The organism is Marilutibacter maris (assembly GCF_006546735.2).
Lineage (GTDB): Bacteria > Pseudomonadota > Gammaproteobacteria > Xanthomonadales > Xanthomonadaceae > Marilutibacter > Marilutibacter maris.
Genome location: NZ_VICD02000177.1, coordinates 1 through 16,691, shown reverse-complemented (window position 1 = coordinate 16,691; position 16,691 = coordinate 1). Strand labels below are relative to the sequence as shown.

The window sequence follows — 16,691 nt, the reverse complement described above, 5'->3', positions numbered from 1 at the left end:
AGCAGTCCCTTGGCTTGCTACGAAATGCGATGGCGTGCTATCTGCGACGGTGCTGATTTCGCTCATCTTTACAAAGATAAAGGATCTAGCATCTTTCAGCCGCACGCTGTCACAAACGGGCTGAATACAAAGCAGGTAGTGCCCGTTTACTTGATTGCGCACTATACACCCTAGTTGGAGAGTTCTCTTTCCGTTTCCATAGAAAGTGCGGCTCGCCATGAGTTGAGAAAAGCTGTGATTTGCTTCGGACGCATCGTTTGGCAGAAATATCTTCGCGGCTTTATTAACGTGCTTGCTCCCGCTCTTATTGATGTTTGGAACTAGGCTATTATCCTTTGCCGCTTGTTTAAATCCTTTGCTGCAAATTTCGATGGCAACACTTTTGTAATCGACGTTAGCATTATTAAAAATTCTGCTTAGATGCGCCCCCGGCTTCCAAACATTGTTGCACCAGTCGGCTAGCAATTTGCTAGAGATTAATGGGCTTGGCAACACGTCCTCAAGAACGGATTCAATTTCAGAAACTAATAAAGGGGTGACGTGAGAGGAGGCATCTTCGTCTGGCAAGCACATTGCCATGTGAGTAATGAATGCGGGGTCCAAGGAGGTATTAAATTTGGATAGGATTTTCCTGCTATTTTTTCGAATTTCAGATAGCCCCAGCAACGTCGCCGCCTGCAGGAGTCCCGAAGCTAGCTTCGCAAATTCTATAACAGCAGCATCTGCTATATCCTTCTCATGCACAATGTGCTCTGGGTTAGTGTCTGCACGTTCTCGGCCAGGCTTTCCGAGAACAGTAATACGGCTATTGCTTGTGTGAAACGTGAGTCCGCCTTCGAGGGGCTGAAATTCATCGCCAATACTAGCGTGGACTTTCTCGTAAAGTTCATTAGCGACACTAAATAGGTTTGTCTCTTGCGTGTAAACTAGAATTAGACGCAGTTGTTCTGGAACATCTTGAACTGCCTGAGCAACTAGCCCGTCAACTAGCTCAAGCGCGCGCTTTCCTTTATCTCCAAATAGATCCCAATCAAGAATAACTACATCCGCGGATTTGCAAAGTGGAAAGATGTCGGATGTTGGTGAAACTTTAGCTTTGCTCTTCGGTTGATAGAGGCAGCAAATTATCTGCTTCTTGGCGAAGCTGGTGACGATATCATATGAATCAGGCGATGAGTCTTCTTCTGCTATCTCTGGGGGCGTGACATTTGTTTTTGCGCCCACGGATACATTTTTAATGGCCTTTCTTCGAGGCTTTGGGGTTATTAATTTACTAGGCCCTTCTGAGCTTTTTGCAGAGCTGCGTTCATAAATTCTGTCGTCCACGAAGACTGCGGTTTGAATAAACTCCTGTGCGGCGTGTTTGGAGAGTTCTTGAATAGTATTAGGTAGCATCATCATCTTGTGGCCACTTTATTTCCATTGTTACACCATGGCTGCCTATTCCTGGCACGGTTTCGATATCCATTCCTTCCTTTTGAAGTGCCTTTTTGGAAATGAAGAGGCCAAGTCCTCGGCCTCCAGGTTTTCTAGTGAATCCCTGGAGAAATATCGAGTGATGATCAGCCGCTCCTATTGCAGGGCCGTTATTTGACACAAGAAACCCTCGTTCGCTTACGTCGAGGGTGATTTCTTTGCTGCCCTTGTTCTGCTTTAGCCAGAATATGGAATTGTCAATAATATTGACGAAGACGGGATATATCGTCGAGGGGAAAGTCATTATCTCTGCGTTTAGAAAATTTTCGGTTGCCTGTATCTCGACACCGTGCCTTTTCATGCGCACTTCGAACAGGGTGTGCAAATAGTGACTAATATCTGATCCCTTGATCGGAATTGCCTTCCTATAAAGCCTTCTTTGTAATGGTGTAAAGAGATTCAGGTGGCCGTCTAGATGGTCAAAGTTGCTTCTTATATCTTGATACAGACCCGCAAGTTCCTCATTTGAAGCCGCCCATGGTCTAAGTTCCCGCAAGGACCGGCGGACTCCCTTGATCGCTGCTTCGAATTCATGATTGATAACGGCGACAGCTAGTCCTAGTTGAACCATCTCTGCATCAGAATCGGACTGCTCTCTAAGTTCTTGTAGCTCCTGATCCATGGCCTCGACAATGTCGGTGTCGGAGATCTCCAAACCGTGGGCAATGTTGCTAGAGATTGCGGTTAGCATGTCTCTAACTTTGGAAAGTGTTTCTTGGTTCTTCTTTCCGACTGATTCGATTCGCCCTCCAAAGTTGTTGCGCAGTCTCTCTACTTCACTCTCAGATAGGCCAGCAAGATCTCTATGGGCAAATTCAACCTCTACTCCCAGTATCGTCTCCTGCATTTCTCTTATTGCATCGCGGGCAAACTTAAGGGCAGCAGAGCGAGTATCATTTGCTGAGGTCCGGACCTGCACGGCCTCCCTTGTCACAAGTCTTTTTTCGCTTTCTGCCTGTTGCCTGATAAGCTCACTCAAGCGCTTTCTTTGATCCACATAAAGCTTTGCCTCCCGTGCAACGGCGCCAAGCGTCTGCGCCACTTCGATGCTGAACGGATCGAAGACCTCTTTGTTTAGACGTTCAGCTTCCGCGGAGTAGGCGTTCCAGTCACGCTGCAATGTCCGAGATAGTCCAACGCCACGTGGCTTTACGAGGCGATAACTCTCACGGATGTCGGACAGTCGACGGTTCGCTTCGCGTTCGGCGTCTAGTAGCGCGGACGACGCCTCGTCAGGATCCTTCATCCTGGCGGCGGAGCCCATGCGTTGTCTGATAACCTCTCGGAGATTCGCAAGCTCCGCCTCTGGCAGTCCAGCTCCTACGCGTTCGAAGAATCCTTCTAGTGATACAGCGATGTTTTTCCGTTTAGTAGATACCTGCTTTTCTCGGCGCCTTCGTGCCAATTCGAGCCGTTCTAGCTCGGAGCGCTGTTCATTGTAGTGATCTGAGTAATCTCCAGACTCTCGAAAGAAGTCGGCGGCCAGCTGCAGGAATATATTCTCCAGGATGTCCTTCAACTGGCGATATGCTTTGTCTTGCTGGAAGCCCTCCCGGCCAGCCTTCTCTCTCAATAGGCTGTTGCTTCTCCTTGTCAACTTTACTGCGCCGAAGATGCGCCTATGAGAGAAGAAATAGTATGACGCTGATTTTGTTCTGCGCTCTTCAATATTAAGCCAGTCGACATCGGAGTTTCCGTATGGAAGAATTCTGATGCGATCTCGGTAGACATAGACGCCGCCTATTCTATTTAACTTGTCAGTAATTCTTTTCCATTCATCTGGAGGGAGGCTGGTTTCTCTTTGTGCACCTGATACGTAGCCAAACTCAATCTCGAACGGGCCGCATCTCGTCTGCTGGCCATTGCCTCCCGCCCATGATATTACGTGGCCTGAAATCTGTTCTCTGTATATTCTAACGTCGCCGAAGAATTGCCCGTATTCGTCGACTTGACCGCTGATTTTGTGGTCAGCTGAGTCCAACTCCTGAGCGGTGAAGAACTCTCCTTCGCCAATAAGGTCTTCATTTGCGCTGTCGGTTTGCCAATACCTAAACGCTGTTTGTATTGGTGGGGGAGGCGTTTCCCGGAAGACGGCGTTGGAGAACCCCAATAGGAACTTTGTGAAGTTCCTAGTTTCTTCCTGGCGATCACGTTCAATCTCATGGGGGATCCCCTCGTCGGCAGGAGCCACATAGAAATGTGTTCCAGAGCGCCCGTCTTTTAGGCTGAGTCCACCTAGAAACTCATCCATTTCTGCAGGATCTAGCTGGAAGTTCGATATGTCGTCGACAATCCTCTTATGTGATTCTTCTTGACTGCCAGGAAAAATTTTCTCTATACACCTTTTCGTGCTCTGAAGTAACGCTTCCACGTCATCATAGGTGGGGAGGTGGCCCCCAGATATGATCTTTATCGGAATATCGATGTCTTCCAGATTGACTCCGGGGATCTCGAAGAGTTCCCAATGAATGAAACACATGACGAGGTCATTTGTAACGCCATCACGTTCAGCGCGAGTAAGAATTAAGACTTGGCGACCTAGTAGAGCAATGGCTAGACGCCCAATGCCCTTTTCGCCCATGATTGCTCGTTCAAGTTTATCTGGTGGTCGATAGGTCTCAGCTTTCTGCCCTTGAGGAGCGTACTTGCTCTCTGTTCCCAAGACGAGCCAACGATCCTCAAAGTCGCGCGGTGTCATGCCGACGCCATTGTCGCGAATAACCAGTAGATTGTCTGAACGGAAATAGTCTACTTCGGCATGATCGGCATACGCATCATGGGCATTCTTGAACAGTTCGCTTATCGCCGTTGAAACATTAGCAATCTGCTGGCGGCCCAGCATGTCAACTGTTCTTGCTCTGGCTTTGAACTTGGCCATCCTTTACCTTGCATGCTTTTTGGCATGAGCCAATATGTGATCCCCAAATATCTTCGCCAACAGTACCGGTACGGCGTTACCGATTTGCTTTGCCTGAGAGTTCATTGATCCAAAGAACTCAAAGTCCTCTGGGAATGTTTGAAGTGCCGCAGCTTCTCTAACGCTGATCGCGCGATCTTGCTCCGGGTGTCCATATCTACCATTGGAAAGACTTATGCAGCGAGTAGTCAATCCTGTGGCAGGTCCATCCCACCTAAGTCGTCCGTATACATCAGAATGTCCAGAATAACCAGCCTTGGCATGGCAATCCAAATGCAGTTCCGCCGGCCAACTGGCGCGAGTTCCCTCTGATGGCGTTGCCTTGATTCGCTTAAGATTAGTCTCAGATAGATTTGCGGCTCGATGGTTAAGTACGTTAGGGTGGGTCTCGCCTGCCTTTATTGGAGGTAGATGCGATATCCATTCTCTTACAGTACTAAAAGGTACGCCGAAATCTGGGTTGTGAGTTTCTTCTGGGAACTTGATTGGGCCGTGCTTTGATGCTAAGAGAACTAGGCGTCTTCGTCTTTGGGGAACACCATATCTTTGAGATTCAATGACGCCGACTGTTGGAGTATAGCCGAGAGAAACTAGTCGTGATTTGAATCGAGTGAGCGTGCTATTTCCAGCGACTCGTTGAATTCCCGGAACATTCTCGACAAATATGTAGTCTGGCATATATTTGTCGATAAGAAACCCGAAGTGCGATAGCAGGGATCTCCTTGAATCTGCCCTTGTGGTGGGTTTCTTTGTGTTCTGGCGAGTGAATGGTTGACATGGAGCGCATCCACAGAATAGCGTTATGTCGTGTGCGGCGTTTAGTTCGGCTAGCTCGTCAGGATTGAGATTCCTAATGTCAGTTTTGCTAAAGACTGTGTTAGGGAAGTTTCTCTTATAAGTGGTTGCGGCATCGCCATCGAAATCAAGTGCAAACGCAGGCGTGAGTCCGGCTTGCTGGAACCCTTTGCTGGTTCCGCCGCATCCTGAGAAGAAATCGAAAACGCCTATGCTCATGAATGTCTAGCTTTCTTGACTATGTTCAATTTTGGTGAATGGGGCCGTACTTGCATGGGCTTGCGAATTGATATTAATGGTCAAGTCAAAAGTCCAAGTGTACGGTTTTGTGAGCGAGGCGGGACTTGTATTCCAGTGCCGTGTGAGACCGCCTATCCTTCCATTCCGGCTATTTAATTTTCTTCAACGTAGTCGTCAGAAGCCGATGCTGTTCGATTGTGGGTAGCCTAGAGCAGGCGAGGATCATCTCCGCCAGCAAATCGGATTCGGTGAACAGGTATGGCAGCGGCACGCCAAGCTGCTCGGCGATCCGGGCCGCCGTCTCCATATCGCATAGCGACGTCTGCTGTTCATAACGGTTGATGCGGGTGCTGCCCACGTTCTTTCCCAGGCCGATTAGGGCGCCAAGTTCGCGCTGAGACACGCCCGCCATCTCTCGCGCTTGTTTCAAACGCTTGGAGAAGACGGCGGCAGCGGTCAGGTTTCGCACGGGGTCATGGCTGGGCATGGGAGCCCATCATGGCCGGCGCGAAGCGGTTGCTGTAGACTCTACATTAAATGTAGATAGCGTGCCGCCCAAGACCTAAGCCGCAGAGAAGGCGCGACGGGCTGGAAGGGGTTCGCGACTAGTGGACGCTCCCACTGCTTGACGCAATCCGTGCCGGGGCAGTCGGATGGAGGGTGATAGATGAGCAAGCTCCCAACTGGCGCAACCACACAAACCACCGGCTACCTGCTCCCCGAGGACGCCTATCGCACGCTGGAACAGGTGCGGGACCGCCTGGATCTGCTGGCGCGCCTGGCGGCCCCGCGCGCTGCGCAGGAGGACGCGCCCGAGGCCGAGTTGCCGCTCAGGATTGCCGCGCTGGCGCAATGCTTCGAGGAGTTGGCCGACCAGCTGGATCGCGGCCTGCGGGCGGCGCGGTGGTCGAAACCGCTGCCTTGATGCGTGGCTGAGCGCGCTGGCTGCGCGCCCTCACCAGCAAGGTGCATAGAATCCGCCCCTGCGCATCCGATCCCCCTGCCGGACATCCCCCCCGGGTTGCGCGCCCGCCTTCAGGACGGGCGCGACGAGCCCTCAATCCTCTTCCGGCAGCATGACGGTCAGCGCGTCGAGGCCCTTGAAGTCGCTGGTATAGAAGGCGACCACCTTTCGCCCGTCGACAGTCCATTCGTCCCAGGGCTCGTCGTCCTCGTCGGAATCCTCGGGCGGGCCCAGTTTCTTGCGCAGCGATGCGCGCGAGTCCTCGTGGTCGACCGAGTAGGGCAGGGGGCCGGTATAGCCCTTGTCGCCGGCCTGCTTCAGGTGAAGGGTGATGACCGAGAAGATGCCGATGCCCCGTCCAAGGCCTTCGTGATCGCCGAAGACCGAGGGGTCGCGGACGCTGACGGTCAGGGCGCCGATGTCCTCGCTTTCCTCGAAGTCGTCGCGGGCGATGACCGGGGTCTTGGCGATGCCGGCGTCGCGAAAGGCGGCGACCAGCTCCGGGTCGCGGGTGGACTTGCCGAAGAAACGCGCCCAGTGGGCGTAGTCAGCGTTCTGAGCTTTCGTCATGCATGCATTCCTTTACTTGGTTGGGGTGCAGCGGTGCGATGTTCCCGATCTGCATTTGCGAATCGCGTCGGCCACGGCGCGATTTGCCGCAGCCGCGCCGACGCAGTGTGCAGGGGGCCTTTTGTTGTCCGGGCGCCAGACAGGGGAGCGACCTCAAAGCGCGTCCCGCAGCTTCCGCGCATTCCCGGCAATCGCATTGATCGCGCGTCGCAGACGGGCTTCGTCGCCGCCCTGTTCGACGAGGCGATGCGCCGTGTCTTCCAGTTGTTCGAGGGTCGCATCGGCGAGTGCGGCGACGCGGTTCAGCACGTAGCGGGGCGCGTAGCCGGCTTCGCCTGCGAAGGCGAGCCAGTCGTCGCCATCGATACGGTCGATGCGCGCGGCCTGGCCGATGCGCAACGCCGGGGTGCGCTCGATCAGGCTTTCCGGCAGGACCAGGGTTGGCACCAGGTCGTAGAACGGCGCCAGCCGGCGGCGTCCGTCGCGGTCGCAGAGCAGGGCGAGGTTCTTGGCGTGGGCGTCGGCGTTGCCGATCAGGGCGTTGAACGCGACCCAGTCCAGCAGGCCCTGCACCGCGCCCGGCCCCAGTGCGAGCCGGCGGATGAGTTGCGAGCAGGTGGCGAGGTCGGGGCCGCCCTGGATTTGGTACTTGAGTTCGCCCGGATAGCCCAGCGCTTGGCAGAAGTCTTCCTGATGCAGGCGCCGGGTGCGGCCGTCGGTGTCGGTCCTGCGGTCGTAGCGTTCGATCAGCAGGGCGGGGCGGCCGGCCACCTCGACCGGCACCGCATGCGCGGCGTCGAGGCCGACCGCGCGCGCCAGGGCCAGCCCCAGCGCCTCCAGGTCGCGCAGCCCGCGGAAGCGGCGGCTGTCCGGTTTCAGGATGTGGGTGCTGGGCTCGCCGGGATGCGGCAGGCGCAGGCGGCCATCGGGCTCGGCGATCACCGCGATCTTGTCCTGCGCACCGGCCAGCGACAGCCGCAGCGGCGTGCCGACCAGCGCCCACGCGCCTTCGCCGACGTCGTCGCCCTGCAGGTAAAGCAGGGTCTCCAGGTCGGTTTCCCCGTCCTGCAGCCGGGCCGGCGCGGCGCCCGGCACGCGCAGGCTGACTGCGCCGGCGCACTCGCCGCCGATCGCCGCCAGTAGGGCGAAGTCGTCGCGGTCGGCAATCCGCAATCGCGTGGCGATCGCCTCACGCACCGTGCCCTCGGGCAACAGATTGCAGAACCAGTTGCGCACCACCGCGCCGGCGTGCGGCGTATCGCCGGTCGGCAGCGAGACCGACAGCGCCACCGGCGTATTCGACCCGAGGTAGTCCGCGCGGTAGCCGAACGTCCAGTCTTCGGGGCTGTGCAGTGGGCCGGCGATCGCGAGTTCTCCGACCGGCCGGTCGAACAACTCGACTTCCAGGTGGCCACCCATGGCGGTGGCGCTCATAGTTGGCCCGCTCATGAGCCGGCCTCCACCGCCTGCAGGCGCAGGCCCAGGACCGCCAACACCGCCAGCACCTTGTCCAGGGCGACGTTGGGCTTGCCGCGCTCCAGCTCGCTGACGAAGCGCAGGCCGGTGCCGGCCAGTCCGGCCAACTGCGACTGGGTCAGGCCGTGGGACCTGCGGGTCCCACGGATGACGGCGCCAAGCATCGCGGGGTCGGATATGGCCATGGATTGTCCCGATCGGGAATTTTCGGCGGTCATCATGGCGTTGCCATATAATTTTTACCGTTCGGGTAAATTTTCATGGAATGACCCGACCGTCAAGCCATTTGATCCCGTACGGGAACTTTCCGGGGCGCCGAGTCGCCGACCGCGGTGTCGAAGGCGTGCAGGGAGAGGCAACCCGCAGGGCTTCGATGTCTACGGCATCGGGGTGCGACACCGCTTGTCGTCGGTGTTCCAGAGGTGGCTTGCCGTGGGGCGCATTTCGAATCGCGCCACTACTGGCGCGATTCCGTCCGTTTTTGGCGCGATCCAGTCGGTTCTGGCGCGATTCGCGCTCGGCCGTGCCGCCTTTCATCGAAATTCACACACCTCCGCCTAAGACGTCCTTGTAGCAAGGGGCGCCCCGACCGCGCCCATGGAGGACGTGATGATCGAGGCATTGGTGGCAATCCCGCGCAACTCGCAGACCGCGCTGATTCCCGAGGGGGCGACGGTGGTGTTGAACGGCTCCGGCGGCCAGGCCGACTGCCGGGTGTTCCTGCGGGTCGATCCCGACGGCGTCGGTCCCGCCGACAGGACCTATCTGCACATACGCACCAACGCGCCCTGGTACACGCTGGAGGGGGTGAACACCCTGCAGTGGTTCGGGCCGGGCCTGGTGGAGACGCCGGTGCTGGGGGTGGAGCGGTTGGTGCTGGATGCGGAGCGGCTGGACTAGGCGTTGCCGTCCTCAGGCCTGAGGTGCCTTGCCCCGGGGCCGTCGGGCGGGGTGTGCTGGCCTGGCCGGACGGGGCTTGCCGATGGCGATCCGGGGATTTATGTTATCACTTACGTAAATCCTGTCGGATACCGCCATGAGCTTCCTTTCGGTCCAGGGCACCCTGGCCCTCGCCAGCCGTCTGAAGGTGATCAGCGAGCGCAGCTACGATCTGATCGACCAGGTCTACCGCGAGCACGGGATTGGTCTGCAGGCGCGCTGGTTCCCGGTGTTGCGGCTGTTGCAGGAGCGCGGGCCGCTGAGCGTGGGCGAGATCGCCCGCGAGATCGGCCTGACCCACTCGGCGATCAGCCAGCTCGCCACCAAGCTCACCCGCGAGGGCCTGCTGCAGCGCGAACCGGCCCCCGACGACCGCCGCCAGCGGGTGCTGGCGCTGACCGCGCGCTGCCAGGCCGAGCTGAAGGCGGCGCGGCCGCTGTGGCAGGCGATGCGCGAGACCGTCGAGCACCGCATCGCCGCCACCGGCGTCGACCTGCTGGATGCGCTGTCGCGCTACGAGGCCAGCCTCGACGAGCAGCCATTGCCGGCCGAGGTCGCGCGGCGCCTGCGCCAGCGCCGGGCCACCGAAGTGCGGGTGGTGCCGTTCGCGCCGCAGTGGCGCGGCGACTTCTACCGGCTCAACGCCGAGTGGCTGGCGAAGTACTACCGGATCGAGCCGATCGACCACGCGGTGTTGTCGGAGCCGGAGCAGCACATCCTCGAGCCCGGCGGCGCGATCCTGATCGCCGTGGTCGGCGACGAGGCGGTCGGCACCTGCGCCCTGATGGTCGATGCCCCCGGCGTCTATGAGCTGACCAAGATGGCGGTCACCGAACGCCACCAGGGCCTGGGCATCGGCCGCAAGCTGATGGACGCGGCGATCGCCGAGTTCGAGCGACTCGGTGGCCGCGAACTGTTCCTGGAATCGCAGCAGCGCCTGCAGCCGGCACTGCGGCTGTACGAGAGCGTCGGCTTCGAGCTGCAGCCGGGGGTGAAGCCCGGCACCCACTACCAACGCGCCGACGTCTACATGATCTATAGGGGCCGGATCGATCGCGACCCGGACGGTGGCGCCCGCTCGGACGCCGCCTGAGGAGGGCCGGCCCGGCCGCGGCGCGCGGCCCGTGCCGAAGCCGTGGACTCGCGACCCGCTACGGCAACGGCGTGCCCTGGTCGGCGATCGCCAGCCAGGTGTCGCCGTTGTGGCTGTAGGTCACGCCGGTCAGGGCGCGCTGGCGGTAGCCGATCGAGGGCAGCTCGTAGACCGTTTCGTAGAGGATGAACGCCGACTTGCAGCCGTCGACCACGCGGTAGCGTTCGCTCCAGCGCCACAGGCCCTCGCGGCCGCTGAAGTGCCCGGCCAGGGTCTGCATGATCGCGTCGATGCCGTAGCGGACGGCGCCGCTGGCGAACACGGTCACCGCGCGTTCGTCGTGGACGGCGCGGAAGGTCTCGGCGTCGTAGTCGCGGAACGATTCCATGTCCATCCGTTGCGCGGCCTCGAACTGGGCGGCGCAGCCGGCGGCATCGCCGGCCTGGGCGGTGGGGGCGATGGCCAGAGCGAGCAGGGTGGCGAGGGGGGCGGGGGGGCGGATCGTCATCGTCGTCGGCCTCATGTCGGGGAGGGCAGGGCGACGATAGGCGCCCAGTTGGCTCTATTCGATACCCGCTTTCAAGGCATTCAATGAGGCCAATTTGGGCCGATACGACCCGGCCCGCCGGGTTCGAGCCCGGCAGGCGGGGCCGGGATCAGGACGAGGCCTTCCCCATCCGGACCGACCGTTCGCCCGCGCGCTCGGCCTTGAGCCGCGACCGTGACCTGTCATCGCCCAGTTCCACGCCACGTTCGAGCAATTTGATCGCGGCATCGCGGTCGCCGTCGGCATCGCGTTCCAGGCGCATGGTCGCGGCGTTGTAGGCGGCGATGGCGTTGCCCATGGCGGCGGCCTGCTCGAAGCTGGCGAGCGCCTTGTCGGGGCACAGGAAGAACACGTCCCAAGCCGCGGCGGCGAGCATCATCAGTTCGGGATCGTCGCTGCCGACCCGCTCCTGCACGAAGGCGGGCCAGCCGGCGACCAGCGGCGAAAACACGTCGGCGTTCTTGGGCAGGAAATACGCGCCGGCGCCCTCGCGCAGGGTGAATGCCTGGCGCGTGGTCCGGCGCGTGCCGTCCTGCGACAGCCACAGGAAGCCGTCCTCGCCCGTGACCGGGAAACCCCCGAGCGCCTTCGATACGCGCTCGGCCAGCGACGGCACGCCCGGCGCTGGCGATACCCCGGTCCAGGAGCCGATCAGCTCGACGCGCTCCACCTTGCCATCAAGCTGGGGCCGTATCGTGTCGGCCAGATCCTCGACGGTGAGGATGCGCATCTGGCCGTCGTACATGCGCCAGGGATTCGCCTGCAGGGCGATGGTGAACAGTGCATCGCTGTCGGCAATCGCCTCCGAGTACTCGTACAGCGCCTGCGCGGCGTTGATGCAGTCGGACGATTCCTGTGGGCTGCAGGTTTCCACCTTGAGCGAGCCCGACAGCCCGAGATGCGAGGTGTCGCATGCCAGCGCGGCTGGGCTGAACAGGCAGAGGGCAAGCAGGATGGGCTTCATGGCGACGATGGCCTGTGGCGCGAAGGACGCCAGTGTAGACGCGGCGCATGTCGACGCGCGCCCCACGCGTGCGGCGGCCGCGCTTCGCCGCCGCGATGCCACGCGGCCCTCTACAATCCCGCCCCATGAGCGATAGCCTGATCCGCACCAGCAAATTCCTGAGCCTGGTCCTGCGTCACGAGCCGGGGAAGATCGGCCTGCAGCTGGACCCGCAGGGCTGGGCCGACATCGATGAGTTGCTGCGGTGCATGCGGCCGCACCATCGGATCGACCGCGCGCTGTTGCAGCGGGTGGTCGAGGGCAACAACAAGCAGCGCTTCGCGATCAGCGACGACGGCCTGCGCATCCGCACCAACCAGGGCCATTCGATCACGGTCGATCTGGCGCTGGCGCCGTGCGAGCCGCCGGCGCAGCTGTTCCACGGCACCGCGACCCGCTTCCTCGATTCGATCCGCGAGCAGGGCCTGCTGCGCGGCGCCCGCCATCATGTGCACCTGTCCGCCGACCGCGACACCGCCACCGCGGTGGGTCGGCGCCACGGCAAGGTCGTGGTGCTGTCGGTCGATGCCGGCCGCATGCACGCCGAGTGCCACCGCTTCCATCGGTCCGACAACGGCGTCTGGCTGACCGAGACGGTACCGCCTGGCTTTCTGGGGAATCTCCCGGACGATGCCAAGGGCGCTGCATCCGGCGTCGATTGATCGAGCAAGCGCTGCGGCGGTAGCGCCCCGCCTCAGCGTCGATGTCAGCCCTTGCCCGGCGACCTCGCCTGCGCGCACGGACGCAACAGGACATAGGACGCCAGTGCGAGCATGGCGGCCAGCGTGGCAAGCGTCTGCAACAGGGGCGCGAAGGCATCGGTATGCACCTCACCAGCAACGGGCGAGCTACGCCGGGGAGCTGAAGCGCGGCCCCGGCGAGATCGCCGCTGGCGAGGAAGCGACCTGCTCCAGCAGCGACGCCGGTCCCCGGCTGTTGCGCCATCCGCTCTGGGCGAGCGTCGCCGGCATGCCGGCGGCCGCGAGGACGATCGCCTCGCCGGTCACGCGGGTGGTGATAAAGATGCCGGTGGCCATGCCGGCGCGCTCCTCGGGCACCACGCTGATCGACACCGCGTCCATCAGTCCTCGGGGCAAGCGGCTGCCGATACCTGTCACGACCAGCGGTCCGGCCAGGACCGCGGTCGAGGCGTCGGGTGCGATCCGGCGCAGTCAGCCCAGACCGGCGGCGGCAATCAGCTGGCCCGGTCCAGGCAGCACCGCGGTGGATATCCAGCGGGTGAACAGGGCGCCGACGAAAGGCACGGGCAGCATCGGCGCCGACAGCGGGATCATCATCAGCCCGGCGGCGGGCGACCTCGCTGAGGACGGCGTGCTCGAGGGCGTCGATGTGGCCGCGATCGCCGCCTGGTACGTCAACGTGTTCAATGGACCGTCGCTGCAGGTCCGCGACGGCGCACTGGGACTGCCTGCTCGGATACGCCGCGACTGGCGCGCACCGTGGTCCAGCGGGCGCCGGAAGGGCCTCCCTGTGGATGCGGGGGCGTCTGGAACACTTCATGCCATCCGCTGCATGCCCTGTGGTCCGGCCCCGACGGGCGGCTCCGGCCGACAGCGGGTACGCTGTGGCCAGGCGCGCGGGTCCGTTGGCGGAATGGCCGGACGACGGTCGCGCGATGTTGCCGGAGTGGGGACCGAAGGGGGCGATCGACAATGCAGCAGGACACAGTGTGGCGGGACCCGGATTTTCGCGTGGACGGGGCGCAGGGGCGGGCATTCGCGTCCGCGATGCCGGTCGCGGTGCTCGATCGCATCCAGGCCGGTACCATGCGGACCTGCTATCGCGGCGTCCCGTTCTTCAAGAGCCCTTTCGACATCGGTCTGTACCTGCAGCTGCTGGGCCGGCTCGCGCCGCGTACGGTGATCGAGATCGGCACCAAGTTCGGCGGCAGTGTGCTCTGGTTCGCCGACATGCTGACAGCCCAGGGGGTCGAGGACCCACGGGTGGTGTCGGTCGACATCAATCCGCAGTCCCGCGTCGAGGATCCCAGGATCCGCTTCCTGCACGGCGATGCCGGGCGCCTGGGCGAAGTGCTGGCGCCGGAACTGCTGCGGGCGTGCCCGCATCCGTGGCTGGTGGTCGAGGACAGCAGCCACTTCTACGAGCACAGCCTTGCGGCGCTGGAGTTCTTCGATGCCCATCTGCTCGGCGGCGACTACATCGTTGTCGAGGACGGCATCGTCGACGGGCTCAGCGGCGAACACTACCGTCGCTACCGCAACGGCCCCAACCGCGCCGTCGCCGACTTCCTCGCCACGCGCGGCGACGCCTACGTCATCGATGAGGCGCTGTGCGACCTCTATGGGCACAACGCGACCTACAACCCCAACGGCTGGTTGCGCCGGCTGTAGTCGCGGGCACGTCGTTCCCGGACCGGTGTCGGGGAACGACGTATCGTGCCGGCCTCCGCCGCGTCCGCGGCTGTCCAGATGGTCGCGACCTCTCCCCTGCATCGCGTGATCGCGCTACTGCAGGGTACGGGCGCGTCGGCGATCGCCGACGTCGGCATTGCGGATCTGCTGGCGTCCGGGCTTGACGCGCCGGTCCGCTCGGCGGAAGAGCAGGCCGAGCTGTGCCGCGAGCGTGCCGAACTGATGCGGCAATTGCTCGAGACACGACTTGCCGGTGGCGTCGGCTATCCGGTCGCCAACATGTTGATTGCGAGCCGGCACCTGGTCGGGCTACGCCATGACCTGCAGCGTTGGCGCGATCTGGCCGGCAGCGCCCGCTACTACCGCGAACATCCGGCGATCGCGCTACGGATCGCCAGGGCGGGGAGGACGGTGATCGGCGACGGCGAATGTCCGGCTTGACCGGACGTGTCGGTACCGTCGCCGCTGCCGGTGACCGTGGCGAAGTGGGGTAGGCTTGGCGCGACTTGAATGTACGGATACTGATCGATGATCCAAGACGGCTTCCTGATCCAGGCGCTGACGATGATGGGCTACCACCTTCCCACCCTGCTGGCCACGGTGTTCGGCCTGGCCATGCTGTGGGCACGCGCGCCGGCAGCGGCGCCGGGACGCGCACTGGCGATTGGCGGCACGGCGATGATGCTGGGGTCGTCGGTGCTGGGCATGCTGATCAGCATCGGCCAGACCTGGCTGATCCACAACACCGACGACGGGTTCGTGAGCATCAGCAGCATGGTCACGATCATCGGCATGTTGAGCATGCTGCTGACCGTGGTCAATGCGGTTGGCCTTGGCCTGTTGGCCTGGGGCGCCAGCAAGGCGATGGCGGCGACACTGTGGAAGTCCGAGCCTGCCGCCGGTTAGTGGCCGGCGACGCGCCTACCGGGCCGAAGCATCCGCGACGCAATGCCCGTCGCGTCGAAGCGGATGCGATCGGCGGCGAGGCGACGGCAGTCGCCTGCGCATCTCCAGCAGGTTTTCCGGCCAGAAGATTTCCCGGCACATGGCGGCTGTGGGCCGCCCGCACTCACTCCGCGACCCAGACCGTCTTGCCGTCCTGCTTCTGGATCCGGCCGACGCCGGGGAACGGGCCGTGCACGTTGTAGGCGCGCTGTCCGTTGGAGGCGAGTTGCTCGACCAGGGCGCTGCGACTGGTCGCGGCGGTCTCGGCGTCGCCGTCGAAACCGTTCGGCCATTCGGGCTTCTGCACCGAGATCACCGAGTGGTGGGTGGCGTCGCCGACGTAGAGCAGCGAGTCCTGGCCGGAACTGATCAGGTAACCGCTGTGGCCGGGCGTGTGGCCCTTGATCGCCACCGCCTTGACCTGCACCGCCAGGATATCGGCGTCGGGGGCGAAGGTGACGACCTTCGGTTCCAGCGCGGCGACGAAGGCGGCGTGCCCGGGGATCATCACCGCCTTCGAGGTGTCCGCGTCCATGCCGGACAGGAACGCCCATTCGGGCTCGGACATGTGGATGCGGGCGTTGGCGAAGGCCAGCGCGCCGTCGGCGCCGACCAGACCGCCGACGTGATCGCCGTGCGCGTGCGAGATGAAGATGTCGGTGACCTCGGTGGGTGCGACGCCGGCCGCGGCCAGAGATTCGCCCAGGTGCCCGGCGGCATCGCCGAAGGCGGCGCCGGCGCCGGTGTCGAACAGCAGCACGCGGTCGTCGGCCTTCACCAGCAAGGGCTGCAGGCCCAGCTCGAGCGCATCGGTCGCCAGGCCGGCGTCGCCGAGCACGCTGGCGACCTCGTCCGGGGTGTGGCCGACGCCGAACACCTGGTTGTCGTTCGGAAACGCCAGCGCGCCATCGCGCAGCGCGGTCGCCGACAGCTCGCCGATCGCGAAGCCATGGATGTTCTCATCCGGCACCGGCGCTTCGGTGTGGAACGGGCTGGCGCCGGTGGCGGCGTCGCCCGATGCCTGCGGCTCGGCGGTCTGTTGCGAGCAGGCGGCCAGGGTCATCGCCGCGGCAAGGGCTGCGAACAGGGACGAAGCACGAACGGTGGAGCGGAGCATCCGGATTCTCCGATTGCATGTGGGGAGGGTCCGGATTCTGTCCGCGACGGTGGTGCCCGACAAGGCCCGATATCGGAAAGCAGTGTGCCAGGCGGTGGTTGCAACGGCGTTGCGCGGTTGCCGGCGCGCCTATTCGCAGCCGATGCCGTCGCCGTCGCGATCGAGGTGGCGCGCGTAGCCGGGGTCGCCGCGTCGCACCGGTGCCGCGCCGGCGGC

The 16,691-nt window shown here is 62.1% G+C and carries 20 protein-coding genes; 7 read left to right on the top strand and 13 right to left on the bottom strand.

All coding sequences use genetic code 11. The features are described 5' to 3' along the window. From FKV24_RS10790 to FKV24_RS10775, 4 genes are all read right to left on the bottom strand, one after another. A partial coding sequence (locus tag FKV24_RS10790) for a response regulator receiver domain (protein WP_141482384.1) occupies nt 1–1,401 on the bottom strand: 1,401 nt, incomplete at its 3' end. Continuing rightward, on the bottom strand, nt 1,385–4,354 hold the full coding sequence (locus FKV24_RS10785) for an ATP-binding protein (protein WP_141482383.1): 2,970 nt from the start codon (nt 4,352–4,354) through the stop codon (nt 1,385–1,387). The genes FKV24_RS10785 and FKV24_RS10790, both read right to left, overlap by 17 nt. 3 nt (nt 4,355–4,357) lie before the next feature. Continuing rightward, complete coding sequence (locus FKV24_RS20240; RefSeq protein ID WP_141482382.1) at nt 4,358–5,407, bottom strand: DNA cytosine methyltransferase; 1,050 nt, start codon at nt 5,405–5,407, stop codon at nt 4,358–4,360. Nucleotides 5,408–5,576: 169 nt separating this feature from the next. Next, on the bottom strand, nt 5,577–5,915 hold the full coding sequence (locus FKV24_RS10775) for a helix-turn-helix domain-containing protein (protein ID WP_141482381.1): 339 nt from the start codon (nt 5,913–5,915) through the stop codon (nt 5,577–5,579). A gap of 180 nt (nt 5,916–6,095) precedes the next feature. Here FKV24_RS10775 and FKV24_RS10770 point away from each other — a divergent pair, with 180 nt between their 5' ends. After that, on the top strand, nt 6,096–6,353 hold the full coding sequence (locus tag FKV24_RS10770) for an XAC0095 family protein (RefSeq protein ID WP_141482380.1): 258 nt from the start codon (nt 6,096–6,098) through the stop codon (nt 6,351–6,353). A gap of 132 nt (nt 6,354–6,485) precedes the next feature. Here FKV24_RS10770 and FKV24_RS10765 read toward each other — a convergent pair whose 3' ends face one another. From FKV24_RS10765 to FKV24_RS10755, 3 genes are all read right to left on the bottom strand, one after another. Continuing rightward, nucleotides 6,486–6,962 (bottom strand): hypothetical protein, encoded by a 477-nt coding sequence (locus tag FKV24_RS10765; RefSeq protein ID WP_141482379.1) that lies wholly within the window; start codon nt 6,960–6,962, stop codon nt 6,486–6,488. 153 nt (nt 6,963–7,115) lie between these two features. After that, nucleotides 7,116–8,396, bottom strand: coding sequence for a HipA domain-containing protein (locus FKV24_RS10760; RefSeq protein WP_170288278.1), 1,281 nt, complete (start codon nt 8,394–8,396; stop codon nt 7,116–7,118). An 11-nt stretch (nt 8,397–8,407) separates the two neighbouring features. Next, nucleotides 8,408–8,623 (bottom strand): type II toxin-antitoxin system Y4mF family antitoxin, encoded by a 216-nt coding sequence (locus FKV24_RS10755; protein ID WP_211371846.1) that lies wholly within the window; start codon nt 8,621–8,623, stop codon nt 8,408–8,410. A 424-nt stretch (nt 8,624–9,047) separates the two neighbouring features. Between FKV24_RS10755 and FKV24_RS10750 the strand changes: the two genes are divergently transcribed. After that, a complete protein-coding gene (locus FKV24_RS10750) occupies nt 9,048–9,338 on the top strand; it encodes a hypothetical protein (RefSeq protein ID WP_141482377.1) in 291 nt (96 codons plus the stop codon). Between the two features lie 136 nt (nt 9,339–9,474). Next, a complete protein-coding gene (locus tag FKV24_RS10745) occupies nt 9,475–10,470 on the top strand; it encodes a bifunctional helix-turn-helix transcriptional regulator/GNAT family N-acetyltransferase (protein WP_141482376.1) in 996 nt (331 codons plus the stop codon). 58 nt (nt 10,471–10,528) lie between these two features. Here FKV24_RS10745 and FKV24_RS10740 read toward each other — a convergent pair whose 3' ends face one another. Together FKV24_RS10740 and FKV24_RS10735 are read right to left on the bottom strand one after the other, a co-directional pair. Beyond that, the gene (locus tag FKV24_RS10740; protein ID WP_141482375.1) at nt 10,529–10,978 is read right to left on the bottom strand and encodes a hypothetical protein; all 450 of its coding nucleotides are present in this window, start codon (nt 10,976–10,978) and stop codon (nt 10,529–10,531) included. 148 nt (nt 10,979–11,126) lie between these two features. Beyond that, complete coding sequence (locus tag FKV24_RS10735) at nt 11,127–11,981, bottom strand: hypothetical protein (RefSeq protein WP_141482374.1); 855 nt, start codon at nt 11,979–11,981, stop codon at nt 11,127–11,129. 125 nt (nt 11,982–12,106) lie between these two features. Here FKV24_RS10735 and FKV24_RS10730 point away from each other — a divergent pair, with 125 nt between their 5' ends. Then, nucleotides 12,107–12,682, top strand: a complete 576-nt coding sequence (locus tag FKV24_RS10730; RefSeq protein WP_141482373.1) for an RNA 2'-phosphotransferase — start codon at nt 12,107–12,109, stop codon at nt 12,680–12,682. Nucleotides 12,683–12,868: 186 nt separating this feature from the next. On the opposite strand, the gene FKV24_RS10725 is transcribed toward FKV24_RS10730, so the two are convergent. Both FKV24_RS10725 and FKV24_RS10720 read right to left on the bottom strand, forming a co-directional pair. After that, the gene (locus tag FKV24_RS10725) at nt 12,869–13,102 is read right to left on the bottom strand and encodes an MFS transporter (protein WP_141482372.1); all 234 of its coding nucleotides are present in this window, start codon (nt 13,100–13,102) and stop codon (nt 12,869–12,871) included. A 90-nt stretch (nt 13,103–13,192) separates the two neighbouring features. Further along, a complete protein-coding gene (locus FKV24_RS10720) occupies nt 13,193–13,408 on the bottom strand; it encodes a hypothetical protein (protein WP_141482371.1) in 216 nt (71 codons plus the stop codon). A gap of 324 nt (nt 13,409–13,732) precedes the next feature. Here FKV24_RS10720 and FKV24_RS10715 point away from each other — a divergent pair, with 324 nt between their 5' ends. The 3 genes from FKV24_RS10715 to FKV24_RS10705 all read left to right on the top strand — a co-directional run bounded on the left by FKV24_RS10715 (nt 13,733) and on the right by FKV24_RS10705 (nt 15,319). Next, the gene (locus FKV24_RS10715) at nt 13,733–14,392 is read left to right on the top strand and encodes a CmcI family methyltransferase (RefSeq protein WP_211371845.1); all 660 of its coding nucleotides are present in this window, start codon (nt 13,733–13,735) and stop codon (nt 14,390–14,392) included. A gap of 78 nt (nt 14,393–14,470) precedes the next feature. After that, nucleotides 14,471–14,854 carry a hypothetical protein gene (locus FKV24_RS10710; protein WP_141482370.1) on the top strand — a complete coding sequence of 128 codons (384 nt, stop codon included), beginning with the start codon at nt 14,471–14,473 and terminating at the stop codon, nt 14,852–14,854. A gap of 87 nt (nt 14,855–14,941) precedes the next feature. Beyond that, nucleotides 14,942–15,319 carry a hypothetical protein gene (locus FKV24_RS10705; RefSeq protein ID WP_141482369.1) on the top strand — a complete coding sequence of 126 codons (378 nt, stop codon included), beginning with the start codon at nt 14,942–14,944 and terminating at the stop codon, nt 15,317–15,319. Between the two features lie 163 nt (nt 15,320–15,482). Here the strand turns inward: FKV24_RS10705 and FKV24_RS10700 are convergent, their stop codons facing one another. Both FKV24_RS10700 and FKV24_RS20135 read right to left on the bottom strand, forming a co-directional pair. Beyond that, nucleotides 15,483–16,475, bottom strand: coding sequence for an MBL fold metallo-hydrolase (locus tag FKV24_RS10700; protein WP_249040993.1), 993 nt, complete (start codon nt 16,473–16,475; stop codon nt 15,483–15,485). A gap of 129 nt (nt 16,476–16,604) precedes the next feature. Beyond that, the coding region (locus FKV24_RS20135) for an excalibur calcium-binding domain-containing protein (protein ID WP_141482385.1) at nt 16,605–16,691 on the bottom strand (87 nt) is incomplete at its 5' end.